The sequence below is a fragment of the Niallia sp. FSL W8-0177 genome (assembly GCF_038006285.1).
Lineage (GTDB): Bacteria > Bacillota > Bacilli > Bacillales > Cytobacillaceae > Niallia > Niallia circulans_A.
In genome coordinates, this window is sequence record NZ_JBBOUX010000001.1 from 1957835 (window position 1) to 1984720 (window position 26886).

Annotated in this window: 32 protein-coding genes and 4 pseudogenes; 9 read left to right on the forward strand and 27 right to left on the reverse strand. The window is 34.0% G+C overall.

Translation table 11 applies throughout. The annotated features are described in order from the left end of the window. Positions 1-189: 189 nt before the first annotated feature. Positions 190-411: a hypothetical protein gene (locus tag NST77_RS09540; RefSeq protein WP_095333818.1), complete on the forward strand. Its 222-nt coding sequence runs from the start codon at positions 190-192 to the stop codon at positions 409-411. A 150-nt stretch (positions 412-561) separates the two neighbouring features. On the opposite strand, the gene NST77_RS09545 is transcribed toward NST77_RS09540, so the two are convergent. From NST77_RS09545 to NST77_RS09575, 7 genes are all read right to left on the reverse strand, one after another. Next, complete coding sequence (locus NST77_RS09545) at positions 562-1347, reverse strand: DUF817 domain-containing protein (RefSeq protein ID WP_095333820.1); 786 nt, start codon at positions 1345-1347, stop codon at positions 562-564. A gap of 2 nt (positions 1348-1349) precedes the next feature. After that, positions 1350-1565, reverse strand: a complete 216-nt coding sequence (locus NST77_RS09550) for a helix-turn-helix domain-containing protein (RefSeq protein ID WP_047940541.1) — start codon at positions 1563-1565, stop codon at positions 1350-1352. 10 nt (positions 1566-1575) lie between these two features. Then, positions 1576-2058, reverse strand: a complete 483-nt coding sequence (locus tag NST77_RS09555) for a DUF2975 domain-containing protein (protein WP_095333816.1) — start codon at positions 2056-2058, stop codon at positions 1576-1578. 173 nt (positions 2059-2231) lie between these two features. Further along, positions 2232-2462, reverse strand: coding sequence for a hypothetical protein (locus NST77_RS09560; protein ID WP_095333815.1), 231 nt, complete (start codon positions 2460-2462; stop codon positions 2232-2234). A gap of 130 nt (positions 2463-2592) precedes the next feature. Further along, positions 2593-3255: a DUF1801 domain-containing protein gene (locus NST77_RS09565; RefSeq protein ID WP_095333813.1), complete on the reverse strand. Its 663-nt coding sequence runs from the start codon at positions 3253-3255 to the stop codon at positions 2593-2595. Between the two features lie 20 nt (positions 3256-3275). Continuing rightward, positions 3276-3650: an iron chaperone gene (locus NST77_RS09570; RefSeq protein ID WP_095333812.1), complete on the reverse strand. Its 375-nt coding sequence runs from the start codon at positions 3648-3650 to the stop codon at positions 3276-3278. 160 nt (positions 3651-3810) lie between these two features. Then, the gene (locus NST77_RS09575) at positions 3811-3999 is read right to left on the reverse strand and encodes a hypothetical protein (RefSeq protein ID WP_095333810.1); all 189 of its coding nucleotides are present in this window, start codon (positions 3997-3999) and stop codon (positions 3811-3813) included. Positions 4000-4146: 147 nt separating this feature from the next. Here NST77_RS09575 and NST77_RS09580 point away from each other — a divergent pair, with 147 nt between their 5' ends. Then, positions 4147-4713 (forward strand): non-canonical purine NTP pyrophosphatase, encoded by a 567-nt coding sequence (locus tag NST77_RS09580; protein WP_123257773.1) that lies wholly within the window; start codon positions 4147-4149, stop codon positions 4711-4713. Between the two features lie 134 nt (positions 4714-4847). Here the strand turns inward: NST77_RS09580 and NST77_RS09585 are convergent, their stop codons facing one another. From NST77_RS09585 to NST77_RS09635, 11 genes are all read right to left on the reverse strand, one after another. Further along, positions 4848-5303, reverse strand: a complete 456-nt coding sequence (locus tag NST77_RS09585; RefSeq protein ID WP_095333806.1) for a DUF3278 domain-containing protein — start codon at positions 5301-5303, stop codon at positions 4848-4850. Further along, a complete protein-coding gene (locus NST77_RS09590; RefSeq protein WP_047940535.1) occupies positions 5300-5500 on the reverse strand; it encodes a helix-turn-helix transcriptional regulator in 201 nt (66 codons plus the stop codon). The genes NST77_RS09585 and NST77_RS09590 overlap by 4 nt, the downstream gene beginning before the upstream one ends. Before the next feature lie 200 nt (positions 5501-5700). Then, positions 5701-7062: a DUF4179 domain-containing protein gene (locus tag NST77_RS09595; protein WP_123257775.1), complete on the reverse strand. Its 1362-nt coding sequence runs from the start codon at positions 7060-7062 to the stop codon at positions 5701-5703. Then, positions 7059-7619 carry a sigma-70 family RNA polymerase sigma factor gene (locus NST77_RS09600; RefSeq protein WP_249928288.1) on the reverse strand — a complete coding sequence of 187 codons (561 nt, stop codon included), beginning with the start codon at positions 7617-7619 and terminating at the stop codon, positions 7059-7061. The genes NST77_RS09595 and NST77_RS09600 overlap by 4 nt, the downstream gene beginning before the upstream one ends. 409 nt (positions 7620-8028) lie before the next feature. Continuing rightward, a complete protein-coding gene (locus NST77_RS09605; protein ID WP_047940534.1) occupies positions 8029-8313 on the reverse strand; it encodes a hypothetical protein in 285 nt (94 codons plus the stop codon). A 149-nt stretch (positions 8314-8462) separates the two neighbouring features. Beyond that, on the reverse strand, positions 8463-8645 hold the full coding sequence (locus NST77_RS09610; protein WP_095333804.1) for a hypothetical protein: 183 nt from the start codon (positions 8643-8645) through the stop codon (positions 8463-8465). A 159-nt stretch (positions 8646-8804) separates the two neighbouring features. Then, positions 8805-9623, reverse strand: a complete 819-nt coding sequence (locus NST77_RS09615) for a pentapeptide repeat-containing protein (protein WP_341122930.1) — start codon at positions 9621-9623, stop codon at positions 8805-8807. 23 nt (positions 9624-9646) lie between these two features. After that, positions 9647-9820 (reverse strand): PspC domain-containing protein, encoded by a 174-nt coding sequence (locus tag NST77_RS09620; RefSeq protein WP_235973343.1) that lies wholly within the window; start codon positions 9818-9820, stop codon positions 9647-9649. Positions 9821-9889: 69 nt separating this feature from the next. After that, positions 9890-10636: a class I SAM-dependent methyltransferase gene (locus NST77_RS09625; RefSeq protein WP_171509659.1), complete on the reverse strand. Its 747-nt coding sequence runs from the start codon at positions 10634-10636 to the stop codon at positions 9890-9892. Between the two features lie 21 nt (positions 10637-10657). After that, positions 10658-11227 (reverse strand): histidine phosphatase family protein, encoded by a 570-nt coding sequence (locus tag NST77_RS09630; RefSeq protein ID WP_341122932.1) that lies wholly within the window; start codon positions 11225-11227, stop codon positions 10658-10660. Between the two features lie 53 nt (positions 11228-11280). After that, a complete protein-coding gene (locus NST77_RS09635) occupies positions 11281-11592 on the reverse strand; it encodes an NUDIX domain-containing protein (RefSeq protein ID WP_341122933.1) in 312 nt (103 codons plus the stop codon). Positions 11593-11838: 246 nt separating this feature from the next. Between NST77_RS09635 and NST77_RS09640 the strand changes: the two are divergent. Continuing rightward, positions 11839-12073: pseudogene (locus NST77_RS09640) on the forward strand (DUF378 domain-containing protein). 86 nt (positions 12074-12159) lie between these two features. On the opposite strand, the gene NST77_RS09645 reads toward NST77_RS09640, so the two are convergent. From NST77_RS09645 to NST77_RS09675, 7 genes and pseudogenes are all read right to left on the reverse strand, one after another. After that, positions 12160-13410: a DUF445 domain-containing protein gene (locus NST77_RS09645; RefSeq protein ID WP_123259327.1), complete on the reverse strand. Its 1251-nt coding sequence runs from the start codon at positions 13408-13410 to the stop codon at positions 12160-12162. Between the two features lie 181 nt (positions 13411-13591). After that, positions 13592-14461 carry a proline iminopeptidase-family hydrolase gene (locus tag NST77_RS09650; RefSeq protein WP_123259326.1) on the reverse strand — a complete coding sequence of 290 codons (870 nt, stop codon included), beginning with the start codon at positions 14459-14461 and terminating at the stop codon, positions 13592-13594. A gap of 44 nt (positions 14462-14505) precedes the next feature. Next, the gene (locus NST77_RS09655; protein ID WP_095333786.1) at positions 14506-14880 is read right to left on the reverse strand and encodes a VOC family protein; all 375 of its coding nucleotides are present in this window, start codon (positions 14878-14880) and stop codon (positions 14506-14508) included. Between the two features lie 208 nt (positions 14881-15088). Continuing rightward, complete coding sequence (locus NST77_RS09660; protein ID WP_341122934.1) at positions 15089-15802, reverse strand: nucleotidyltransferase domain-containing protein; 714 nt, start codon at positions 15800-15802, stop codon at positions 15089-15091. 30 nt (positions 15803-15832) lie between these two features. Next, positions 15833-16726 carry a PhzF family phenazine biosynthesis isomerase gene (locus tag NST77_RS09665; protein ID WP_123259325.1) on the reverse strand — a complete coding sequence of 298 codons (894 nt, stop codon included), beginning with the start codon at positions 16724-16726 and terminating at the stop codon, positions 15833-15835. A gap of 40 nt (positions 16727-16766) precedes the next feature. After that, complete coding sequence (locus NST77_RS09670) at positions 16767-17345, reverse strand: DJ-1/PfpI family protein (protein ID WP_095333780.1); 579 nt, start codon at positions 17343-17345, stop codon at positions 16767-16769. A gap of 660 nt (positions 17346-18005) precedes the next feature. Continuing rightward, positions 18006-18879 (reverse strand): annotated as a pseudogene (locus tag NST77_RS09675) (AraC family transcriptional regulator). A gap of 453 nt (positions 18880-19332) precedes the next feature. Between NST77_RS09675 and NST77_RS09680 the strand changes: the two are divergent. Next, positions 19333-20784 carry an alanine/glycine:cation symporter family protein gene (locus tag NST77_RS09680; protein WP_095333768.1) on the forward strand — a complete coding sequence of 484 codons (1452 nt, stop codon included), beginning with the start codon at positions 19333-19335 and terminating at the stop codon, positions 20782-20784. Positions 20785-21516: 732 nt separating this feature from the next. On the opposite strand, the gene NST77_RS09685 is transcribed toward NST77_RS09680, so the two are convergent. Beyond that, complete coding sequence (locus NST77_RS09685) at positions 21517-21942, reverse strand: hypothetical protein (RefSeq protein ID WP_123259131.1); 426 nt, start codon at positions 21940-21942, stop codon at positions 21517-21519. Positions 21943-22036: 94 nt separating this feature from the next. Here NST77_RS09685 and istA point away from each other — a divergent pair, with 94 nt between their 5' ends. From istA to NST77_RS09700, 3 genes and pseudogenes are all read left to right on the forward strand, one after another. Continuing rightward, positions 22037-23326 (forward strand): IS21 family transposase, encoded by a 1290-nt coding sequence (istA, locus tag NST77_RS09690; RefSeq protein WP_061801336.1) that lies wholly within the window; start codon positions 22037-22039, stop codon positions 23324-23326. Further along, positions 23326-24084, forward strand: coding sequence for an IS21-like element helper ATPase IstB (gene istB, locus NST77_RS09695; RefSeq protein WP_061801337.1), 759 nt, complete (start codon positions 23326-23328; stop codon positions 24082-24084). The genes istA and istB overlap by 1 nt, the downstream gene beginning before the upstream one ends. 364 nt (positions 24085-24448) lie before the next feature. Then, positions 24449-24937: pseudogene (locus NST77_RS09700) on the forward strand (SRPBCC family protein). A gap of 188 nt (positions 24938-25125) precedes the next feature. Here the strand turns inward: NST77_RS09700 and NST77_RS09705 are convergent. Then, positions 25126-25545, reverse strand: a pseudogene (locus NST77_RS09705) (IS1595 family transposase); the annotation flags it as partial. Positions 25546-25826: 281 nt separating this feature from the next. Between NST77_RS09705 and NST77_RS09710 the strand changes: the two are divergent. Continuing rightward, positions 25827-26147, forward strand: coding sequence for a hypothetical protein (locus tag NST77_RS09710; protein ID WP_095333764.1), 321 nt, complete (start codon positions 25827-25829; stop codon positions 26145-26147). A 344-nt stretch (positions 26148-26491) separates the two neighbouring features. Beyond that, positions 26492-26833 carry a hypothetical protein gene (locus tag NST77_RS09715; protein ID WP_164463833.1) on the forward strand — a complete coding sequence of 114 codons (342 nt, stop codon included), beginning with the start codon at positions 26492-26494 and terminating at the stop codon, positions 26831-26833. The last annotated feature ends 53 nt before the right edge of the window (positions 26834-26886 follow it).

The window sequence follows — 26886 nt, forward strand, 5'->3', positions numbered from 1 at the left end:
TCTATTAGTGGACTTTTCATTATTTTAATCCAGACCATGATAATGGAGCTTTGTTTTAAAATAGAAGGACATAATCAATTGTTTGCCATAATGATAGGTTTTATTGGTAGTATTTGTAGTTTTATCTATGCGATTACTCGAAATGATTTAAATGTGAAAGTTTAAAATAAAGAAAAAAGGAGTTTCTAAATGAGGGCTGCCTACAGCGTTCTAAGAGAGATACATAAGGGCATTGCTTTACCAACAGCAAAAGATTATGATATGCAACAGCGGCAATTTGAAAATTTCATCCTTTTTTTAGAAAATGAAGGATTTATTGAAAGAGTACTTAGAATCGATACCTTTTTCTCCCTAAATCCAGCTAGATTAACGAAAAAGGGACAAGCCTTTTTAGAAAATACAATTACTTAGAGGAAACTTATCCAGATAAACAAAATATGATGAAATGGATCCGAGTAGGAAAAGAAGTGTACTCGAATGAAGCTGATGAGGAAGACTAAAATAAATTTAATAATAGCTCCAAGACTTCATTCACATCAAGGAGCTATCTGTTTACGCTTTTTATTTCCCATCATTATTTAAGCTGGTTTTTTTCCCCTTAACCAGCTTCAAAGTTGCCACAATAAGAAAGCTAACTATCACCAATAATAGCCATGAACTCACTTTCCCAACATGAACAAGGCTCCAAGCATCTTTTTGATTGGGATATTCCCATGCACTAAAATAAGTTGCAATGTTTTCCGCTATCCAAATAAAAAATCCAATCAGTACAAAAGAGAGTGCTAGCGGCATTCGATATTTAATGCCATTTACCTTGTAAAATACCCAGGATTTCCAAAATACGATTATGACTAATCCAGATAAATACCAACGAATATCTATCCAAAAATGGTGGGTGAAAAAGTTCAAATATATAGCAGCAGCAAGTGGCACAACAACTAAAAAAGATGGCCAATTTACTAGCTCTACCTTTAACCTCCGCCATGCCTGACATAAAAAACTCGCAACACTTGCGTACATAAAGCCACTATAGAGAGGGACGCCAAAAATTTTTGTAAAGCCCGCTTCTGGATAAGACCATGAACCCATATGAACCTTGAAAAGCTCAAGGGCAAGTCCAATCAAATGGAAAACGGTTATAACCTTTAACTCATCAATCGTTTCCAAACCAGTACGGACCATCACCCACTGCATAAAAAGACAGATAAGAAGCAGCCAATCGTATCTTGGTAACAAGGGAAGTTCTATCATTTTTGTCATTGCCAGTGATGCAAAAATAGCTATAGGAAAAACACAAGCTAAAGCTTGTTGCCACCCGAAACAAATAAGCTGCTTTAATGCTCTTATCACTAGATTTCCTCTTCATTTCTATATTCCAGTATATCGCCTGGCTGGCAATCCAATGCTTTGCAAATTGCTTCCAATGTTGAAATACGGATTGCTTTTGCCTTTCCATTTTTCAAAATAGAAAGATTAGCCATTGTTATTCCAACCTTTTCCGATAATTCTGTTACACTCATTTTTCTTTTTGCTAACATTACATCAATATTTATTATAATTGCCATTTGTATCACCTCAGACGATTAAGTCGTTTTCTGATTTTATATCAATTGCCTCTTTTAATAGCTTTTGAAGCACTGCTGCAAAAACGGCAATGACCATCGAAGCAAAAATCAGAACAAGTCCAATTAAAATAATTCCTGGCGCATCATCCCTTTCTGCTAAAAGGTAGAATAGCGGCAATCCCAACACAAAAATCGCGCTTATAGAAAGAGCACAGTTTTTTATTTTCTTTAGTGCATTAACGGATAACTCCGAGAATGCTTCATTCTTATCAATATAGTTTAACAGTTTAAATGCTTGATATAATGCATAGTAGAAAGGAATTGCTGCTGCATAAAAATCAAACATTATCAGATATTTTAAATAAGCATTATTTGGATACAACTCAGCAGCAAAATTTCCGATTTCTGGTACTAAGAAGATACATAAGGCCAGAATAGGTACGCCAATAAGAATAACAGCAATCTTTAAAAAGAGCGTTGATACTTGTTTCATCAAAAACACCTCACTAATTTATTTCTATTTTAAATTACCATATAATTTATCGTTTTACAATAAATTTTTATTAATAATTATTTGTTTTTTATTGTTTATAAAAAAACAGAGTAAAATAAAAAGTATCTCTTATGGAAAGAAATACTTTAACAATAGACTTATTTATCAATAAACTATCCTGTTACAAACATAAAGTCTTGTACAAATACGGAAACCGCCTTTAAATCAACTCGATGGCTTTTATACAATGCTTCTGCCTTCTTCAGCTCTTTCTTCACTTTAGGAGAAATTTTTTCTGCTTCTTTTAACGAAATGTCTCCAATTAATAGATCAATTGCTATTTTTTGTATGTTTTCTTCGCGAGACTGATGCAATATGTAGGAAATACAACTAATTTGGTCCATTCTTACACCTCTCTAAACATATTTTTATGAATAATTCTATGTTTAGACAGAAAATTCCTTCTTTTTCAAATAAAACAAAAAAGACAGTTCTCAGCTTCCTTTCAGAAACATTAATACAGTCCCTTTGCGACTATTTTTTGCCGGCAAATTTATGTGAGCCATCACAATTAGGCATTTTTTGGGAAAGGCCACAAATGCAGTCATTTAATCCCTTGCCATTTAGGATTCTCTCCATTGCCTTTTCAATCCTTGTTACTTTTGTTTTTGCTTGCTTTGGCTGGGAAAAATGAAGAATGTAAGCTCTTTGGCGCCCTGGTGTCAATCCTTCAAAAGCAGTTTTTAATGCAGGTATTTCTTCAAATTTCCTTTCAAGTTCTTCAGGAATACTGTATTCTTTGTGCTCTTTTACCATCACTTCCAAACCTGATTTTTCCACTGCAATTGCTTCAAGAATATATTCTTTTATGGCAGATTCCCTTTTCATTATTTCTTGTAAGTTCTTAAAGCGAATTTGCCGCGCTGCCTGGACATTTTCTGTTTGTTGGACTAGAATTCCTTGAGGATCCTTTAAGAGAGCACCTTTATGAAATAAAAGAGCACAATATTCTTTAAATCCATGAATGAGCACAATGTTTTTATTTTTATAAGTGTAGCATGGATGCATCCATTTAAATTCTTCGGTCAGCTCTTCGCACTCAAGAGCAAGCTGTCGTAGCTTCACATATTCTTCCTGCCACTGGCTATCTTTGCTTAAAAATTCCTCCACCTGTGGATTTAATTTTCTATTTGCCATACAAGTACACCCTTCTATTATTACTCTTTTCTCCAAAATGTCTTACAATCTGCTTTATCAGTAATATTAAAGTCAATCATTTTTTCTAATAAAGAAAAATTAACGGAATTGCTCCATTTTATTCGTACGAGCTGCTTCGTATGATCATAGCCTGCTTGTACAATTTCATCTGAAAATTGGATGATTCCCGCTCTTTCAGGTGCGACTGCCAAATGCTGCTTTGAAATACTAAAGCCAATTATGAATGTTTCATGATCCGTAAACATCGGCTGATTCCAAGCAATTTTCGGCACTAAACTGGGGAATTTTTTCATTACCCAATGCAAGACCTCTTCTGTTCGATCCCGATGCTCGGGATTATCAATCCCTGCTAAAAACTCTGCAAAAACTTCCATATTCATCCTCCAACATACACTCTATTGCCAATAATCTCATTTTGATTCCTGAGTCTATCATATCGCATATTCATTTGTTATTCTAGCTACAAACAAGGTTAAGATGCATCACTTTTGCTATAGTTATTTGTTCTTTAATCTCATTTTTTAACGAATATCCTTAAAAATATACTGCACTTAATCCAACATAAATTAATATAGAAATGATAATAAACACTGAAAAGAATAGCCCCTTGCCAAAGCTAGACCAGTTTTTCATCCATCCCCATCTGCTTTTATTTCTATCAAGCCAAAAATAATCTATAAGAACAGCCAATCCTATTATTATCATAACAACAATCGGATTCATTCTTCTCCCTTCTTTATGATCATTATATGAAAATGTAAAAAAGTTATTTACCGATCAGCTAAAATTCTCTTTTTCTCTATAAATTTTGTTATATTAAAAGAACAGGAAAATTCATTAAGTAATTTACGAACACAAGGAGACACTTTGATGAAGGAAATTATATTTGTAACAACCAACAAAGGAAAAGTTGCATCTGCTGAAAAGGAATTAAAAAATATAAAAGTGACTCCTATACAGGAAGAGTTAAGCGAGCCACGTACTGACGATATTAAAGAGATTGCTAAACAAAAAGTCTTGCAAGCATATGAAATCGTTAAGAGACCATGCATTGCTTTAGATTCCGGCTTTTTCATCGAAGAATTAAACGGGTTTCCTAGAGCATATGTAAACCATATGTTAGATACTATCGGTATTACTGGTATATTAAAATTACTAAAAGAGGAAAATAACCGTGCTTGCGAATTTAGATCGTGTTTGGCCTATTATGATGGTGAACAAATAACATACTTTGCGAGCAAATCACAAGGAACGATAGCTGAAGAAATAAGAGGTTTAGATAATAATAATAAATGGTCTGATCTCTGGTATATTTTCATTCCCAACCATTTTAATAAAACACTTGCTGAATTTACGGAAGATGATTTCCATATATATGAAGAAAAGAAAGAAGAGTCCTGTATTCGTAAATTTGGAAAATGGTTTGAAGCGCTGTGATAGCGACAATATAATAAAAGCGGTGCAAAAACATTGTGTTCTTGCACCGAAAAAGCAAACAAGGAATGCTTGGATTCTATTATCTTCATAATCTTTGTTTATTTTATTATTTAACAAATGAACATATAAATTGTTTATAGCAAATCCTTATTTTTGTTATAAGAACGTTTTAAAGAAATGTAGTTAACGAAAAACCATAGCAAACCTGCGAACACTATTAACACAATTGTTTCCATCCATTCATTTATGTTGGCTGGCAAACCTAAAAAAATAACATAAAACAAGAAAAATAAAATAACAAAACTACTTGTTTTCATCACAATACTTCTTAATTCTTTCTTATAGGAATCTTCTGTTGCAATATCTGCATACTCAATACCAGATAGTATATACCGCCCTAACACATAAAGGAGAAATATCGCAATAGGTAGTAATAGAGATGTTTTAGCATCTAAATTAACATAGTTATTCAAAATAAGCATTCCTGCAAGGATAAGCAAAAGGATTATTGCTCCTTCTGAAAAAAAGTACAAAATCCTTTTTTCCTTATATTCATCATTAGGTAATAAAAAAGATATCCAAGATCTCATGACAACTCGACCTCCCAAAATAAATCATCTAATGTTGTATTTAATTCTTTAGCAATAGCAATACATAAATTCAGACTAGGATTGTATTCTCCTTTTTCAATCAACCCGATAGTCTGCCTAGTGGCATTCACTCGTTTTGCAAGCTGCTCTTGTGTTAAACCTTTTTCTATTCTTGCTAGTTTCATTTTACTTGCCATATACTCACCTACACAATGAAATATATATTTAACAATTTGTTAGATTTATCTTACATTATACAACGATAGAATGCAATATAAATCTTACATTAAAAATATCTCTTTTTATTCGCAAACTCATCTACAATAGGAATCAGAAAAGACCAAATCCTATGCAATTTGGTCTAGTTTATTAGTATTCCATTTTTTTCATTCTAAGATTATTTTAACGGAACTTCAATTTCTAAATCTGTTAATATTCGAGGAGCTTCTTCTTGCATATATTCAATCGTTAGCCCTTGTCTGGGAATATTCATAAATTCTTCTTCGATAATATAATGATCCTTTTCTTTAAAAGTTTTGGATGTATTAGCACCATAATATACTTTTCCCAAATGATCCTTTAATGTAAAATAATTCGAATGTAGAAAAGGAAATTGGCTATTTAATTCATACGTTATTTTCATTACATTTCCCGTATACTTAACGCCAATAATATTGATTTTTCCCAAATCGTCTAAATCTAATTTAGTCCCCTTTCCTCTAAATGGTTTTTCAGTTGGACTATTAGTCTGATTATTATTGGCGATTATTGGTTGAATAGTCACCGAATCTGTATTTTTTTTCTCTAACCCTTCAAATGATTCTTGAATAGAATCCATTACTTCTAAATTACCCTTTATTGTGATTCCACCATAGCCATTGGTATTGGAAATCCAAGGAATTACTTCTCCTTCATTTGTGATTAGTCGAAACATCATCATATTATCTTTGAATTTCGTCACCGGACCTTTAAAGCTCAAATTAACAACAGTAGTGATTGGCGTTCTTTTGATCTCCTTCACAGTAAACTCACTCTCATTGCTTTGTCTCGTAATCATCGGAGCAATCGTTTTTACGTTTTCCGTTTTGCTAAGTTTAAATTCAAATTGAAAAATCTCATACTTTCCGTTTATTACTAATGCATAATAGGGATGAACTTCAATTTCCTTTGGTAATTCCTCATTTTGTAAAAAAATAACTGTTCCAATCCCAGCTACTTTATTGGCAGTCACCATTTCATAATTCCCATCTGTTAACTTACCTGTAGCTGCGCTTGCCTCTTCCTTAAAGGAAACATTAAAATTATCAATCTGATACTCTCTTATTGGCTCCTTTGATTCCACTACATAACTAAAGGAGATTCTTTCCCCGTCATAAATTGCTTCCTCTATCGTCATTTCTACCTCATCACTTTTCGATGTGGCAACAATATTTGATACTAATTTGCTTTCCTTCCCTTTCTTTAACCCTCCATCCCCATATGCTTTGAAAATTGAATCGATAAAAGGGAGAGAGGAAAGTGTGTTTGCAAGAGTTGGAGACAATTTTGGAAAAGTCAGCAGCATCGAGATAAATAAACAAAACGTGATAGTTGCTACGATATGCTTTTTATATAAAAGGAGTATATTAGGATGCGAGGCATTCTCTTTCTCCAACTTTTTCACTTCGAATATAACTTTCTGTCGATCACTTTCAGAAAAGTTTACATCTTCCATAACATCACCTAGTGTCTCTTTTATAACTTTGGAATCATTCTTCATCTGAATTCCTCCTTATGTAGAAATGGCAATAGATTTTTTCTACCTCTTCTCAGTCTCGTTTTCGCAGTATTCTTAGAAATTTGGAGAATATCTGCAATTTCATTTATATCTAGCTCTTCATAGTAGTATAAAAGGATTACTTCAGCATATTTTGGCGGAAGACTTAAAATTATATTTTTTAGCTCTGCTTGCATCGTTTGAATCATTACTTCTTCTTCTGGTGACGGCATAGTGGCGCTCTTATGATTTATATCTTTCTTAAATAAGCTAAACCGCCTCGCATAGGCACTTTTTATATGATCTTTACACTTATTGATTGTAATTCGGTAAAGCCATGTTTTTAATTTTGCTTCTCCTTTAAACGTCTTTAAATGGGTATAACACTTAATAAAAACAGTTTGCACAATATCTTTTGCCGTTTCTATATCTTTTACATATGTATAAGCCAACCTTGTCAGTTCATCACCATACAAAATCATAATTTCTTCTAACAGCTCTTCTAATTCATTCTCTTCTAGCTCTCTTAATAATGAATGTTCTAGTCTTTTCGAAATCACTTCTTCCCCCCCTTATAGATTCGCAAGTTAGACGATATAGATATACCATAGGATTCACTTTTTAAGCGTAAATAGTTTTCTTCCGTTATCATAGTACTCTTTATATCGTGATTACTTAATAAAAAAAAGCTAAATTCAGTTTAGAATTCAGCAAATAATTTTGCATTTGAATATTTTGTATTCAGTAACAAGATTTTCTTTAAACATAGAAAATTGCTCCTGTTAAGTATGATTCGTCGATAAAATAAATATTAGGTAAAATAAAAACTTCACTAGCAATGGGAACGCTTCGAATATCATATACATGCTCCTATCCTATTCGATTATCTAATATATAATATGAAGCATCTCTTCTTTTGTAAGCGTTATCTTTGCAATAATAAAAAAAACTCTCAAACAGAGAGTCTCCTTAACTAACTTTATAAAACTTATCAATTTTACCAGCTAAAATTCTTAAAAAGTCATTAATAGTCATATTTTCAATTTTTTTAGAATACCATGACAATTTATTCCCCATGTCTTCTCCATCATAATTAACATTTAATGGAACATACCCTTTTGTTTTGGAAGCTAAAGTATGATCGAAGGCAATGATTAATACTTTCCCCTCAGGTGTTTCTAACTTCACTTTATACCTTGGAAATTTGTAATCTGTGCTATACTTTACACCTTTAATCTTAGCCTTTGTTTTCATACATTCTCCTTTTCGAGTGTGTCTATTACTATTATAGCTTAAATGAAGATAATTAGACATCTTTAATAGGGATAATGGAAACTATGGGTATTTGGTCTTAAGAAACAACAAATATTTCTACCTATCTCACAGCTTTTTTCTGTAAGTTATTATTCAGTGTCCGCTATTACCTCTAAAGAGCCCTCCTCGCTGTAATGGATGATATTCACAATTTTGTAATAAGCTTTTTCAATGACAATTGTTTCTCCAATGGAGGGAGGAATTTGATAAATAACTTGCTTTGATTGCCAGCCCTTTACTTTATGCTGATATAAAGTATTTAGTCTCACCATGTAATATCGCCTCTTTCTATGGATGATCTAACAATTAGTAGCTATATGAATATGTATGCATTTCTAAATTTGTCCTTTCCTTTTAAACGAAAAAATATGAAGCCGGTTTAGGACTTCAGTTAAGAAAGAGCACATTCCATAAAAAAGCTCCATAAATATTCACAAAATCTCTCTCTCTATCCAATGTTTGGGTCTTTCTAAATAGTTTGGTATTTTAGTATGAACATCGCCAATAGCGGAATTAATTTGCGATTGTGTAAGGAAGAGCGCAGTTTCCAGGTTTGCTGCCCTTAAGTCAGCGTCTCGAAGATCCGCACCAATAAAATCAGCTCCTCGCAAATCACTATTACTTAGATTTGCAGCAATCATCAGCTTGCCTCGAAAATTTTCCCCTTGTAAATCTAATCCTTTTAAATCGGCCCCTATAAGGTCCGATTTATTTTTCAACCTCTTTTTCCCTTTATTCGTCCTACTCCCTCTATACTTTATACTTGCAGCAATTAAGAGCTCGTTAACTTTCCTTCGATGGGAATTAAGATCAATTGTTAAAATCTCTTGCGGTGTTCTTTCCGTTAGTTCAACGGTTTCATCATAAATAAGTTGAAGTTTGTCACGAAAAGAAGCAGTTTCCTTTAACGTAAGTGCTTGATTTAGATACCAGAGCATTTCATGTAGTTGTTGAACAAGCGGAAAGATAAGGAACATTTCTTCTGCATGCTTACCACTCCGCCAATCTTTCCCTTTATAAATGGTTTGGGATACATGCTGCCCTGCACCGAAGCATTCATATGATACACAGCCGCGGAATCCTGTTTTTCTCAATTTATCATGGATGGAACAAGCATTGTCTGAACATAAATTTCTGCATGGTATCCCGCTCTCTTTATTAAAGGGAAAATCTGCTGATTCTCCATATGGCAATGCTACACAACATAATCCAAAGCAATTTTGACAATCCGACTTTAATGCATTAATCATTTCTAAATCTCCTAGTAATTTATTTACAAGCTTCTCGGGGAATCAGACATACTATTTACTAAAATAATATAAATTAGAATGGATACTGGCATAGTGATTATAAAGATTAAGCGAATACCTAGTGGCGTAATTCCAAAAAACTCAGCAATCCCCCCACAAACACCATAAATAGCTTTATTATTTTGGGATTTCCTCATTTTGCGATTCATCCTATCGTTCCCTTTCCATCAAATAAGCATGTGAAATTTCATTATCATTTTCTCAATTCATTTCCTGGCAATAATCGTAAATTCCCATGGAATATTCTCCTTTTTCCATCCAGGATGTTCCTCAAATCGATCTAATGTAAACCTAGCCGTAATAACTGCATTAAGAATTTCGCTAAGTGTATAAAAGCGGAGAGAAACATCGTGAAAACCATCTTGCTCTTCTTCAGGGAAAAAATGTTTATATGCGATATCGCCTGAATGTATTTCCGTATCAAAATAAGTGTGCTTCGCCGAGAAATCTTTATTCAAGCATTTCAGCAAAGGATGATAATCGCTTAGAATCATTGTGCCATCCTTTTTTAAAATTGAAAATAAAAGGGACATAAGTTGATCTAAATCATGAAAATAATGGAGTACTCCCCCTTCCAAATAGAGAATGTCAAACGTTTCTCCATATGTTTGTAAATCGATGTCATAAACATCTCCTACCACATAATTTATGGAAGTATTAGCATAATAAGCTAGCTCGTTCGCGTATTGTTCATTTTCCTTTGATATATCGAAGACTGTCACATCAGCTCCTAACAGTGCTAATGGCACTGCCTTCCTGCCATTTGATCCACATAGATTTGCTATCTTTTTCCCCTCAACATTCTCTAATAATGCTTGATGCTTTTTTAAACTTGCTCGAGGGTCTTTCCTTATTTCTTTCGCTTTTTCCTTTGGGCGGCCATCTCGCTTTATCCAAAATTCATAGGCACGATATTCCCATGCCGCTTTATTAGTCGCACTTTGCTCATTCATAAGAAAGTCCTCCCCTTAAAATCACTCCCACAATCTTTCCACGTCTACTAATTCATTTTTCATAAATTTCATTCGGTAAATATCTGGCTTTGTCGTATGAAGTAAAAATTCTAAATCAAACCGCCTATCGTAGTAGCTCATCATTAACGTCATTACTACACCGTGGGTTCCGATTGCGATCTTTTTTCCTGCATATGTAGTTAGTAACTGTTTTAAAACCTTTATTGCCCGTTTTTGACATACTCTATTAGACTCAGCTCCAGCTAACGCATAATCTGGATTCGAAAACGATTTACTAAGAAATGGATACAATTCATTATTAGTTAATGGAACAGTATCTAGACTAAACACTTTTTCTTTTAAATCTTCCATAATGAACACCTCTTTGCCCAAGGCTGCAGCTAAATCATTAATGGTTAAGATAGCACGTTGATAAGGACTGGAAACAAAAAGATCAATTTCTTCCTTTTGTAGCATTTTGCTTATACGTTCAGAATCCTCTTTTCCTTTTTCTGTTAACCCTCTTGTTCGTTCTGTTCCTTGGGCTTTTGGCGATTCACCGTGTCTTACCATGTAAATATATGTTATCATTTTACTCTCCCACATTTTCCCCTCTAATACGTAACCATTCCGTAGTTTTTTTCTTAATAAAGTTCTTTTCGATAAAGGTAAGAACCTCTATTTCCTGGCAGTGTTACGAATTCCTTTGCTTCTTCAAAAGACAACCATTTATAGTCACTATGCTCATTATTTAAACGTACATCTTGATTTTCCTCTATAAAGCTAACAAATACTGGGGTAATATATAGGGAGTTTTCTCCAGGCGAATATATTTGGTCAAATGTATTCGAACTATAAAGGGCTAGCTTGGTAATACCTGTTTCTTCCTTTACCTCTCTTAAACTGCTTCCTAAGCTTTTTCCCCCTGTTCTAGGCTTCCCCCTATGCAACACCACATATCTTAAATACTGGAGTTGCTCGTTTCAATAATAGAACTTTATCTAAAGACAACCGCTATCCTAGCACTGCAAATCGGTGTTTGTATCCCTTTCATTTTTTCACTCCAAACATGTTTTGTAAAATTAAGTCTTTTTTTATTATAGTTCTTTTTCTCAAAAACTGGTAATATTTCTTGTATTTTAATTTTATAAAAGAGGGATAAACATACTAGTAAATTTCTTAAACAAATAGGAGGTTAAAAGATGTGTGTATTACAGAAATTTGCCTTAATGCTAATCGTGATTGGTGCTGTTAATGGGGGACTTATCGGTTTATTTCAGTACGTTCTTGATGTAGCGATTTTTGGAGGACAGCATACAGGATTATCTCGTATTATCTATATGTATAGGTGGAATTACTGGTTTATTGAGTCTTAGCTTATTTTTCTCATCTGAAAGCTTCTCAAAACCAAACTTTCAAAAGCGTCCCCCCTATTAAATTGGAATATAATCGTTATTAAACAAATTAAAACGGCAAACAAAACTATGCATTGGTTTTGTTTGCCGTTTTCAATTATTATCTTCTTATAAAATATTCGCCACTAACTGAATTCCACTTAGAAACAGACCGATAATAAATCCGCATACGGCTCCGTTTACCCGAATCCATTGCAAATCTTTGCCTACATTATTCTCAATCATATCGACAAGTGTTTCGTTATCCAGCTTATCCAGATTTTCTTTTACTAAATTGCCAATTTGATCATGGTTTTTCTCAATAAAATGAGAAATTTGGTGAATAATCCATGGATCAATCTTTTCGCCATTTTCTTCAATTTTTCCCACTAGCTGAAGAATAAATGGAAGAGCTTTTGTTTCCATAAACTCCTCATTTTCAAGAAGTTCGATTGCTTTCTCTTGTGCTTGCTTGAGGCTTGTTAAGATTGTATGATTGGACTCAAGCGAATCAAGGACTTTATCTTTCCATGTATAGATTCCTGCTAATACTTTCTCGTTTTCTGGAAGGCTTTCAATTTCCTTACGAATGTAGTGAACCAATGCTTCACGGTTTTGCTCCCCATCTTTTTGAAGACTACGCATTCCACTTAAGCAAAGATTTTGGACAATTTGCCCTAACTTTTCTTCTGTTAAAATATTCTGCAATGTCTTTAACGCAAATTGCAGCATGCCGCTTGCCTCAACATTATTTAACACATTCATCGAAACAGAACCAAGTTTTAGAGCTGTTTCTTCTTTTCGCAGCCAAGCTTCCGCTTTTACTAGAACATGATCCAATGCTTTTTTATCCACTTCTTCTGAAATTAATTGCTTTGTAAGCAGCTGTAGAATATTACTTATTTGTACATCTGATAAAGCTGCTGACATTTGCTTACGCACAAATGGAGTTATTTTTTCAACGTCTATATTTCTAATTGCTTGCTGTGTAGCCTTTATCATTGCTTTCTTTACTGGCTCTGTTTCTATTCTTGTTTTGATGGCAGCAGTGATTTTTTCGGTAAAAGGAATATTCTTCACTTTATCCTGGATACTTTCCTTTGATAACCAATCCTTTTTCAAAACAGTCACTAGCCCATTTACCATCCTATCCCTATTTTTAGGTAATAAACCAGTATGTGGGATTGGCAAACCTAAAGGATGTCTAAATAGTGCTGTAACGGCAAACCAGTCTGCTAGACCACCGACAAGTCCAGCCTCAAAACCGCCATGAATTAAATGTATCCAACTATTATCTTGAAATGGAAATGTCAGGATAAACCCCAATCCCATAATAAGAAGTGAATACCTTGCAAGCTTTCTTGATGATTTTTTTTCCACGCATTGTCCCTCATTTTACTTTTAAAATCGTTTTTACATCTTTTTAGATGTAGAACCTCTATTCAGTAGTATACCAATAATCACCTAAAAACAGAAAGAGAAAGTAGATTTTTAGCTTTTTTTCTTATGGTATAACAAAAGCCAAAAGATCTGTTCGACCTTTCAGCTTCCTAGCACCGCTTTATAACTTGTCTAATGGCGCTAAAAATTCATTCATTACCTGTCTATACTGCTCAGGTTCTTCTATATAGGCCATATGGGCACTTTCTTCAAATACATGAAAAGATGCATGTGGAGTTCTGCTACTATAATATTCTGTTGATGCTGGTGTTGCTTCATCATAGCGCCCACATGTGTACAATGTTGGTATAGAAATTTCTGATAACTGTTCCGTACAATCAAATGTTTTTAAGTTCCCTTGTACAGTAAATTCTGAAGGTCCCCACATTATTTGATACACATGTGGATTTCTAAAGTGCTTTCCTTGTTCTAAATGCTCTGGATAGGGCTTTAATCTACATACAAAATGATCATTAAACACTTCAATCGCTTGTTGAAAAGCAGGTGTATCTGTCGTTCCGTTTTCTTCACAGCTTCTGATCGTTTCTTGCACCTCTAGTGGTAATAAAGCTAAATTTTTCTTTTGATCTTTTTCCCACAATGGTGCACTTAAACACGGACTGGAGAAAATAATGCTGCTAATTCCTTCTCGATTATTAAAATAAGAAGCAGCGGCAAGAGTTGTGCCCCATGAATGGCCAAGAATATGGACTTTTTTCAATTCTAATCCTTTACGAACTTGCACGACTTCTTCGACAAACCTGTCTAATGTCCATAGGGAATCATCATCTGGTCGATCTGACTTTCCACAGCCTAACTGATCATATAATATGACTGGTCGATCGGTTGCCAAGTCCTTTAACCCTTGTAAAGAGTATGAGCTAGAACCTGGTCCTCCATGTAAAATAAGCAGTGGAGTCCCTTCTGCTGTCTCATTATGTATGATATACCATACTTTTCCTCCTGTAACCTCTATATATCCTTCTTTCATCCGCTTACTCCTTTTCGCATTTTACTACTAGTTTAGCCTATTAATTATTCCGATATCTTTTTTTCGATAATCTCCACGCGATTTCCAAATGGGTCACGAAACTCAAACCGTTCATAGCCTTCAATAGGAATAGAATCAGTTATTTCTACTCCTAGATCACTCAGTTTATTTTTCCAATCCAACATACTATCTACTTGGTAAGCAAGGTGGGACTTAGTTGAATAACGATCAAATCCTTCTTCTGTTCCAACATGTACATCCATATTTCCTAGAGATAGCCAAAAACCCCCTCTTCCTTGTAAGGATGCAGGCTTCGCTATTTCTTTTATACCTAGCTCGCCACAATAAAAATCCTTAGCCTTTTGTTCCATTCCTTTAGGAATGGTTATTTGCACATGATGCACACCAATTATAGTCATCTTCCTTTTCCCTCCCAGATCTTCGTCCTATTAATTTTATAATAGTCTAGCCAAATAAAACATATCGTAAATCTAATCATTTATGATTAGAAAAAATAATGGTAAATAATGGTCAATAAGTCATTTATCTCCTTAGATACTATGAAAATACGGCAAAGAATAAATCATATATAAAAACCAGGAGACTAGCGAAGGTACAAATTAGGTTTTATGTTTCCTTACCAAGTGAAAATCCCGCAAACAGCTTGCCTCCATATGGCTTTAATACTTTTTCCGTAATTTCTATAATTTTATCTTTTTCTCTGGTTCTATAAAAGCAATCAAATGCTTCAATAAACTCATCTGCAAATAGAGAATCATATTGTCGTAAAGCCCTGAGCATCCATTTCGATGTGCCAATCCATTGCTTATTTACTCTTAAAACAAATTCATGGAGAAGAAAGCTTAATGTACTTGCAATGAAAATTTCCTCTTGTTTATTGTCCGCTCCTATCAAATCGTCTAGCACGTCTGTTATAAAGTAACGCTTCGTACGAATTGTTTCCTCTGACCATTCTTTCGGTCCCTCTGCCAGCATTTGTTTTGCTTCTTGTTTGATTGCTTGCAAAGCTCCGTCGTCTCTTAATATGATTCCTTCTGTAACCATTCGCTGCATAGAAGGTTTGGCTATATTATAGTCCATTAAGAAGAAATCTTTATAGGAAGATAAATTATGTACAAATACTTCAATTGGCCAACCAAATTCCATCATAGACTCTCTATAAGAGGAGACGATCTTTTCATCAAAAATGACAATATCAAGATCGGAAGTAGCTGTTGCTTGTCCCCTTACTACACTTCCGGCTAAAACAGCAGCATTACAGTTTGCATAATATGTATCTATAAAAAGGCGGGCTGCTTCTACTGGCTCTAATCTTTCCATGTAATTAACTCCTTTTCCTAATCATTATATTCAATCAATAGTTATTATTAATTCCTTGACAAATACTGCTGTTCCACTAATCTCCACATCTAATTGACCATTCCTCTCAGAAACAATAACAGATACTCTCCCATCATGACCTATCTCCTGACCTTGTTCAATAACAATAGACTTATTTTTCCATGCCTCATCTACATACTTAATATAATATGCCCCCATCACTCCTGACGCTGTGCCCGTAACTGGATCCTCGGTTGTCCCAGAGTAAGGAGAAGAAAAATGCCTTCCATGCATAATTGCATTTATATCATAGGTTTCTAGGCAAAATGGATGAATGGATGCATGAGGAATTTCCGCTAAAATAGCTGGAAACAAGTCATTTTTAACAGCCATTTTTGAAAATACACGCAGTTCTTTAATAGGAATGAGGAGTGTCCACAGCCCCGTATTGCCATAAAGAATCGGAAAATTTGTATCTAAATCAGATTCTTTAAGACCGATTGCTTCTGCTAATGCTAAACGTGAACCTTTGAATTCTTTAAATTGCGGTGTAACTTGCTTCATCGTAATGGCAGGCTTAGACTGATCACGATGATTAATTTTAATCGGAAGCACTCCCGCTTTTGTCTCGATGGAATAAAGTTCTTTGTCTGAGAGCAGCCCCATCGTTTTTAGTGCAAAAACAGTAGCGATAGTAGCGTGACCACAAAGATTCACTTCATGTCCAGGAGTAAAATAACGAATATTTAGATCAGCACATTCTGATGGTAAAACAAACGCCGTTTCATTAAAACCTACCTTTTTGGCTATTTTCTGCATTTCCATCTCGGTATATTGCTCTCCCGCTAACACGATTCCAGCAGGATTTCCCTTATTCGGCTGATCAGTAAATGCATCATAATGTAAAACAGTAATTTTCTTCATTTCCATTTTCCTCCTACTAATCTATTTATCTCTTCCTTTATTATCTATCATATTCCATCCGCTTTGCTGTTTCCCTTCCTACTTCCTCGCCGTATAACTTCTCCACTATATGAAAGGACATATTGATTCCGGCAGATATCCCACCAGAAGTTAGTATCTTTCCTTCATCTACAAATTTCACTTCCCTAACTATCTGAACCTTTGGGAATTCCTGCTCCAAGCGATCAATATCCATCCAGTGCGTGGTAGCCTTTAAATTATCCAACAACTCAGCCTTCGCTAATAAAAATGCTCCTGTACAGACAGAAGTCATAAATTCCACTTTCCTTGATTGCTTTTTAATCCACTTAATGGAAACCGGATTATAAATTTCGATTTCTTCTGCTCCATAGCCGCCTGGAACAATGAGAATATCTAGAACAGGATGGTTTTCAAAAGAAAAATCTGCTTCTATTCTAAGACCATTTCTTGCTAAAATAGTTCCACCTTTTTCTGAAATAGTATAGACATGGAATAATTTATTCTCCCCACCAGCTAAAGAAAAAACTTCAAATGGACCAGCAACATCCAATACTTCTACTTCATTGTAAATGAATATTCCGACAATTAGTTCCTTCATGTTCCCCCCTAAAATAGATATATATGTAAAATAAAGAAAAATCAATTAACAACTCTAGTCTTTACATCCTAACACGTTTTGCGAATTTTAAAATAATATTTTTACTAAATTTCTTATAAATAGGCTCTGTTAAAGTTTAAAGATGATATTTCTTATAAAATAAAGTTCCATTTTATAATATTTGCTTATTAAACTAAGGCATCCGTTAGTGACATACCCTATTAATTTTTTGGATTGAGTTAATGGTTAAAGAATAAATCGTATATGTGTCTTCTGTATTTATAATGGTTTCTGACTTTTCAACAACCCAAATTTCAATTATTTCTATATCCCCTATAACTAATGATTCATAACTGTTCTCTATTGGATAAATAGTTTTCTATACTTTCATGATAATTTGTCGATTATCAACTTTTACTTCACTATTTTGCTTGCAAACAAATAAAACCAACTGATAGAAGATATAGGATAAGATTAAACTTATTTTTTTTCATAAATGAAAGTTCCCTTAACAATCTTTGTAATTTAGGCGAACAAATCCCTTTCTCCGATTCAAATATATTAGTAACCGATTTATCTCACCTCTTGTTAAACTAACCTCCTATAGTAATAAAGAAAAAAAGAGCTGACCCAAGCAGCTCTTTGATCTAAAAAATAAAATTATTTTTTTAAAACTGGAATCCAAATTTCGCTTTTCACAAATGGTGAAGTTAAATCTTTGGTTTTAATCGACAAGATTTCGGGTCCTTCTGTTACTTGATAATTAGAAGATGGAAACCACTCAGAAAAAATCCTCCCCCAAGTTTCCTGTAAAGTACTAGGAAAAGCTCCCGTTGATTCAAATATCGCCCAGGTTAAAGCAGGAACTTCAAGTTTTGAAAAGTTTTCAGGACATTCTTCTGTTGTTGCCACTCCTATATACTGATCAAGCTCTCCTTTTTCTTCCATACGTCCATCAGAAAAGTTTATAGATGCTTGAATCATTCCTTTAGGTTCAACATTAGAGAGTTTTTTTAATTGATCTATTTTTTTCCATAGTCAAAGATTTCCACATTGCTGTAATTTCCGGGTTTTCCCCTTCAAAAATAATTGGAACTCTTTTCATCATACCAACTATGTTAAATGCTTTTTTTTGTTCAATTCGGTAATTCATTTCATTTCCTCCTCTAATTGATAATTGGAAGGTCATTGGTGGAAAGGCTTTTAATTGCTGTCCGTTGTTTCTTGCTTCTGATGGTGTTACACCATGGAAATTTTGAAAAGCTCTAGTAAAAGAGTCTGGAGAATTGTATCCATATTTAACCGCAATATCAATTATCTTTAAAATACTATTTGTAAGCTCAAATGCAGCCAAACTCAGTCGTCTACGGCGAATGTATTCTGATAATGTTATACCTGCAAGAAAAGAAAACATTCTTTTAAAATGATATTCGGAGCAATGAGCGATTCTTGCCACTATTTTAAAGTCTATTTCGTTCGTGAGGTTCTCCTCAATATATCCCATTGCATCATTCATGTTCTTAAGCAAATCCATTAAATGCCCCCCTTTCATCAATAGAATAACAGGAGTTGTATGTATCCGTCCGACATTATGTGCACCATTTTGTCGGTTTAATCCTATCTTTTACTAAACTGACCATTTCTACCATAAGAAAGATCTTACATATTACAGTTTACTTCCACTTTAGCACCACATGAAAAAGGCCTCCCTTTACATTAGGAAAGTCTCCTATAGTTTGAGAGAAATGATTCACCATGTTCTTTTTAAAAATTTTTCTTCTAGTAGGATTAAAAAGGAGAAGAATCTAAAAAGACCTTACTAAATTATCTGTAGATCATTGGACTTTTAGATTCATCTATTAATATAAAAAATAATAAAAGCTTCTTACTGTGGATAATAGGGCAATAAATTTTATTGTATTATAGTTTCTAATAAATTATAATTAAATTCTGAATATTAAAACACACCACTTAAAGGAGTATGAATATGGAAGAAATCGTGACTTTTATTAACGGGATACTATGGAGTACCCCAGTCATTTATATTGTATTAGTAATCGGTCTTATATTTACGTTTGTATCTAAATTTCTTCAAATTAGACATATAAAGGAAATGATTGTCCTCATGTTCCATGGAAAGAGTTCAGAGGCTGGAGTCTCTTCCTTTCAAGCACTTTCCATCGCATTATCCGGTAGAGTTGGGACAGGTAACATTGCTGGGGTAGCTACTGCCATTGCCTTTGGAGGACCTGGTGCCGTGTTCTGGATGTGGTTTATGGCTTTTATAGGAGCTTCTACAGCTTTTATTGAATCAACACTCGCACAGATCTATAAAGTAAAGCAAGATGGCCAGTATAGAGGAGGGCCTGCATATTATATCGAAAAGGGAATCGGATCAAAGTGGTTTGCATTTCTATTTGCAGGAGCAGCAATCATTTCCATGTCGATATTAATGCCAGGTGTCCAGTCGAATTCAATAGCAGTTGGCATGAAAAACGCCTTTAACATGCCTACATATATAACAGGACTATTGGTAGTTTTACTGTTGGGGTTCATCATCTTTGGTGGTGTCAAACGGATAGCAAATGTAGCTCAGGTAATTGTTCCGATTATGGCTCTAGGTTATATCCTTTTATCCATCGTTATCGTTTTAATGAATATTAAAGAACTACCGGGAGTTTTTACTTTGATCTTTAAAAGTGCCTTTAACCTTGAAGCTACATTCGGTGGCATGATGGGTATGGCCATTGCATGGGGTGTAAAACGGGGAATCTACTCAAATGAAGCAGGACAAGGAACCGGACCACACCCATCAGCTGCTGCAGAAGTATCCCATCCTGTAAAACAAGGACTTGTTCAGGCATTTTCTGTGTATATCGACACCTTGCTTGTTTGCTCAGCTACTGCCTTTATGATCTTGTTCACAGGAATGTACAATACAAAAGCCCCAAATGGAACAATGATTATTAATAATGTAGAAGGTGTAGAGGCTGGACCAGGGTTTACTCAGGCAGCAATCGATAGTCAAATCCCTGGATTTGGTTCTGGTTTTGTAGCTATTTCTTTGTTTTTATTCGCATTCACGACTATCATGGCCTATTATTATATTGCAGAAACAAACTTGACCTATCTGCTCCGTAATAGAAATAACCGATTTTTTTCTGACTTACTGAAACTAGTTTTACTTTTTGCCACTTTTTATGGGTCCACTAAAACAGCCAGCCTAGCTTGGGCACTTGGTGATATTGGTTTAGGCTTAATGGTTTGGCTTAACATGATTGCTATCGTGATATTGGCTAAACCCGCTTTCATTGCATTAAAAGACTATGAAAAACAGAAAAAGCAAGGTTTAGATCCTGTTTTTAATCCAGAAACATTGGGAATCAAAAATGCAGACTTTTGGGTAAAGGAAGAAAAAGATAAAGATAAAGCCGTTTAACAACAGAAAGACTTTCTCCTAAATAGGGAGAAGGTCTTTCTGCTGTTGGAGTTTTTGGGTAATTAAACTGCCTCTTCTAACTCCCCAAGAATAGAGGATTTTGTTTAATACCTTTTATTCTTTATGTCTAAAATCTCCAATAAAGGGGATTATTTTTATTTTATGAAGGAATGTACTTAAACTAATCTTCCCATAGCAATATAAGAAAAACGCTTATTTGAAAGCTCCTAACTGTTTAAGTGCATTGATTCACAAGCTCCATCATCAAAAATACAAAAAAGTCTATGAATTTATAGCATTGCCTTATGTAAATTCAGTTTTTTACCCTTGCCTAGTATTAATTTTTGAATGATGAACTAATTCGTGATTTATAAAAGAAGAAAATCATTGTTCTATAGATTTGTTCAATAATATCAGGATTTGAATTGTATTCATCAGGGATAATCCTTACTTTTTGAATTACAGCCTCAACTCTCTTTAGTGCTTTAACATCTTCAGTATCTTTATGTTTAATTATTATTTATTATTAAACATATATAAGACATCATTTTCTAAAATTAATCTATTTTTTCCTTTAAGTGTTTATATCTCTGATTCACCAATATAAGTTCTTGTACAAACTTCATTACTGTTAGAATCTATATTTAATATGCTTTCATTTTCACTGTTTTCTATACTATCCATTTGTACGTTATGGTTTGTAAAGTTAATTTGGGCTAAAAATTCAAGTTTTTATCTTTTTGCTAGTATTTCTTTTGCAACCGGAAATTCACCTAAATGCATATGTTTTTGAAGCAGTTGATTTGAAATTTGAATTGGATAATTTGTTTTCTCGTTTTGATTAACTCCCAAAACTTGTAGTAATTCATCATGGAATTCTTCTAAGGTAGGTATTTTACCTTCACGCATATGTTCTTTTTGGATTTTAAGAAGCAAAAATGGAATTTGGGCTTTTTCTTCTCCACTTAACTCTTTTTTCAAAACAATATAATTAATATCAGATAGTAAATCTGAAGATATAGTTTGGTCCTCAATAATTTTCATCAAAAGATTTTCTAAAAGTTCAATCTTAGAATTCAAGTTATAAACTTCTTTATCCAAACGTTCTACTTGGTTTTCTAAATTTCCAATCACTTCTGATGTCTTTTCAAAATCCATATTAGAAATGCTATTTTAAATATGTACAATAATGCTTGGATAAATATGTACAAATTTGCTTTCATTTTACATACTAGTCTTGAGGTGACTAGTCATGTATATATCATTAAATGTCGATGTTAATTTTGAGATTAATAGTCTTTCAGACTTACCAAAATTCAAACAAATAATGGAGCATATGAAAATGAAAATTAATAAGAGTAAATTGGCTGAAGAACTTGGAGTAGATCGACGAACAGTTGAGAAATATCTAAATGGTTTTGTCCCCAAGAGGACAAGAAAAAAGTCCTCAAAAATTGATGAATATTATGAAGTGATCGCTGCTCTTTTATCTGAGGATTCTAAACAGGTGTTTTATTATCGGCGGGTGCTTTGGCAGTACTTAAAGGATAATCACGGTTTAGACTGTGGTGCTTCGACCTTTCGAGCCTATATCGCTCGAATACCTGAATTTAATGCTTACTTTGTGGAGGACAAACGTATTGCTTCTCCGAAGGGGACGGTTCGCTATGAAACTCCGCCAGGTAAACAAGCTCAATTAGATTGGAAGGAAAATATTCAATATGAAACAAAAGATGGCGAGCAGGTCGAGATCAATGTAGCTGCGCTTATTCTATCTACTTCAAGATTGCGAGTATTCCACTTGAGTATTTCCAAGTCACAAAGTACGCTGTTTTCCTTTCTAACAGAAGCTTTTGAAACGTTTGGCGGTGTTCCTGAGGAACTCCTTACGGATAATATGAAAACAGTGATGGATGAAGCAAGAACGGAACATTATCCGGGTAAAGTGAATGCAAAGTTTGAGCAATTCGCAAAAGACTTTGGCTTTAAAGTGAAAGCCTGTATCGCTGGCAGACCAAGGACAAAGGGAAAAGTCGAAACGACAATGAAATTGTTAGACGAAATTCATGCCTATCAAGGACAATTCTCTTTAGAGGAACTGCATCAATTTATACAAGAGTTAGCCAACAGAGTGAATCACCAGATTCACCAAGGGACAGGAAGAATACCAATGATTGAATATAAAAAAGAAAGGAACCACTTACTCCAGCTACCAACTGATAAAGTAAGAGATTCCTATCGCATTAAGCACACACAAGTAAAAGTCAATGCATCCAACATGATCTCCTACAAATCAAACCAGTATTCCGTACCACCAGAATATCAAGGAAAGAAAGTAGGTTTACAAGTGTATGATAACAACTTATGGATTTATTATAACATGAAACTTATTGCACAGCATCCAATCAGCAAAGCGAAGCTAAATTATCAGGAAGCACATTATAAAGCAGGTTTGGCTGTTTCAGCCCCTTACTATAACTATCCGGAAATCGATGATTTGGCAAAGAAAAATCTAGCAACGATTGGAGAAGTGTATAAATAATGAATCTATCCACTAATTATCAACAATTATTAAGAAACCTAGAGTATCTAAAGCTGAAGCAAATGACTCTACATTTAAATGAAGTAATTGATTTCGGAGTCCAGAACCAGCTGTCATTTATTGATACGTTAATCAAGTTAACCAACTATGAAATTGATGTGCGAGAACAAAATATGACGCAGTCGATGGTAAAGGTGGCTGCATTTCCACATATGAAAGAAATAAAAGATTTTGATTTCACTTTCCAAACCTCAGTCAATCAGCAACAGATTCAAGATTTTCTAACCTTTCGCTTTATTGAAGAGAACGAGAATATTGTTTTCTTAGGACCAAGTGGTGTTGGCAAAACACACTTGGCCACCGCCATAGGGATTGCGGCAGCAAAGAAAAGAACAAGTACCTATTTCATTAAATGCCATGATTTAATTCAGAATTTAAGACGAGCACGATTGGAGAACCGCTTAGAAACTCGTCTAAAACATTATACAAAATATAAACTATTAATCATTGATGAGATTGGTTATTTGCCAATTGATCAAGAAGATGCGAAATTATTTTTCCAACTGATTGACATGCGATATGAAAAGCGCAGTACGATCTTAACAACGAACGTAAACTTTAAGGCATGGGATGAAGTATTTCAGGAGCCTAAGCTGGCAAATGCCATCTTAGATCGCATCTTACACCATGCGAAGGTTGTGACAATGGTGGGAAATTCCTATCGTTTAAAGGATCATTTAGTGCAAGAAAACGAGTGATTTTGTACATCCTTAAACGAGCGAAAATGTACATATTTGTGTTGACATTTATATCCATATTAACACCTTCTCTTACCTCTTCAATATTTTTACACTCTCTCATATTTTTTCTCCTCTCTACTCAGGAAACTAACCTCTTATTAGTACTTAATTTTATTTTATCATTTCATTTGGAAACTTACCCTTTTTATTACCTTATTCAATGAACCTCCCTCTTTACTTCCATAGGCAAAATTTCATTTACTACAGGAATACTGCACCCGTTCGTAAAGAAGATTATGAAACTTACATTCAAATTACCATTTCAAATTTTTTCCAATTATAATAATATTAAAGTGTAATTATTTTACAAAGGAGAGTTCTTATGACAACTACTACAAATGATAAAACTATTATTAAAGATGTAACAATTAATGCACCATTAAATTTAGTGTAGTTTGCCTGGACAATTTCTGAAAGAGTTTCTGAATGGTTTGCACCTGAAACTGTTGTAGAAGCTAAAGAAGGTGGTGCATATGAACTTTACTTTATACCTGGAAATAAGGAGGGTATGAATACGAAGGATTGTAAAATCACAAAACTTATTAATGAAAAAGAGCTACTTTTTACTTGGAAAGGACCAGACCAATTTGAGACATTAATGAACAATAAAAATGAATTAACAAATGTAAACGTAAGTTTTAAATCAATCAATGAGGATTCTACCAAGGTTATTGTTAAACATATTGGATTTAAAGATAATGAGGACTGGACCGAAGCAATTAATTGGCACCAAATGGCTTGGTCAGGAGTTCTTGATAGTCTAAAATCTGCTCTCGAAAATGGCGAAGGAAATTTATGTTGCCAACCTTAAAAAAGAATATTCTACATACACCATCTATATTTTTAAGTATGTAGATGGTTTATATTTGCTAAAAAGCACTAAGTACCTATCTCGTGATGTAGGAATTGTTGTTCAACTAAATCCCTCGTTAGTTAAACAAGCAGTAATGCTTATATCGTCAATTTTGATAACCTAAGTGTATCATACGTTTCCATATTTTATATTAAATTCCCTTTAATCAACAAGTCATCCATAGTAATAGGATTCCTTTGATATTGAATAGATTCTAACACCTAAAACCAAGCAAGATAATTATTCAGGTATTTAGTTGCAACTCCATTAGAACGTTGTATCCCTCCTTTAAGCCTTCGGTGATAATTGTTAACGTTCTGGATATGGTATAGTCTCTTTGTGCGAACCTTACCATCTGACTTGAATTGAAAAATATCCATCCCTTTTTCAGCAGCATATGTTTTAAAGGCATGCCAAGAATCGGTGCGTAAAACACTTGCATTTGAAAGTTTATGACCGATAGCTTTGTCTAACTGCTCATTTGTTAATCGACCCATTCCCAATACCTGCAAAAAAAGTCATCTCTTCACGGTTCTTGCGACTAAGACATAAACTTGTTCGTTACTTCATCTCCATCAACAATCATTGAGTATGTGCCAGTTCCTGTCGAAGAAGATACAGTAAGTGCCTCAATTAAATACTCTCATAGTCGGTGCTTTTCTGCTGGATTTAGTTTTTGTATGGCTTTAAGAATATCAGTTGCTCACACGTTCATCACCATTTTTATATAGTTATATCCATTACAGAATGTAAGTTCTTATAAATCGAAATATCAACAACAGACTTTAACAGAGCCTATAAATAAATGGTATAATATTTGTTCGAATGATTTAATTGGGAGGAAAATATGATTCAAGCAATTGGCGTCGTTGATTTTCATTACAAGCCAATGAGAACAACGAAATATAAAGAGAATGTAACAAAGCGGATTAACGCAAAAACAAATAAATTCGATGATTCTTTTGAAGTTCTGACGATTTCAGAACCATATGATATGGATGGAGATATTTATGTCCGTGTTTCCTGCTCATTTACCATTTATATGTACGAAAAAGCCTATATTCGAAATCCCGAAGAGTATGTGGGTTCTGTATTTCCTACATTAAAAGAACGGATTACACCACATATCATTGCTACAAAGGTTTATAGTTTAACGAAAAGAAGATGATGTTTAAGGGAAGAATGATAAATTATAATAAACGCACCTAAAAAATAATATAATTCTTTGAAAATTCATCTTTAACTAACGTGGTATTTAGTAAAATTAGTATGGTGGAACTAATAACCTTAAGAATACACAAAATGTAAGAATCACGAGAAGAGACTACAAAAATTAGATCAACAAACAAAGTAGGTAGGATGCATGGAAGAAAAAAACAAAAAAATGGAAACATATTTTAATACAAAGGATATTGCCAAACGTAATACCTTATTAAAGCAATTAGTATTTGACTTGCCAGATGACGGAAAGGATTTTTTTTAAAAGCATATAAAAAAGAGCGATATTTAGATATGCGACTTACTGCGATTCGAGGATATGCTGGCTTTGCAAGTGAAGAAGAGGTGGCCATTTTAATGAATAGGATGTTGGAAATCTTAACAAAGCGCCCCGAAAGTACTCCATATAATTATCAGGAATATGAAATCTTGCGGTCTGCTTTTTTGCTACCCTACCTGCTAGAAATATATCCTTATGACTGTTTCAAAAAATTTAATGAACAGTTAGAAAAACAGTACGATGCCATGCCCGATGTTTTCAAAGGAATGTTCACCTGCAATGATAAAGGTGAACATATCCAACTAGTTCCTCCAGCAGTAGTACAGAAACGGATTGCAGCTTTCCAGCGTGGGTAAAAGACGTCTCTAAGTGGTCCTTGAATCCACGAGCCGCTTTTGTCATTATCTCT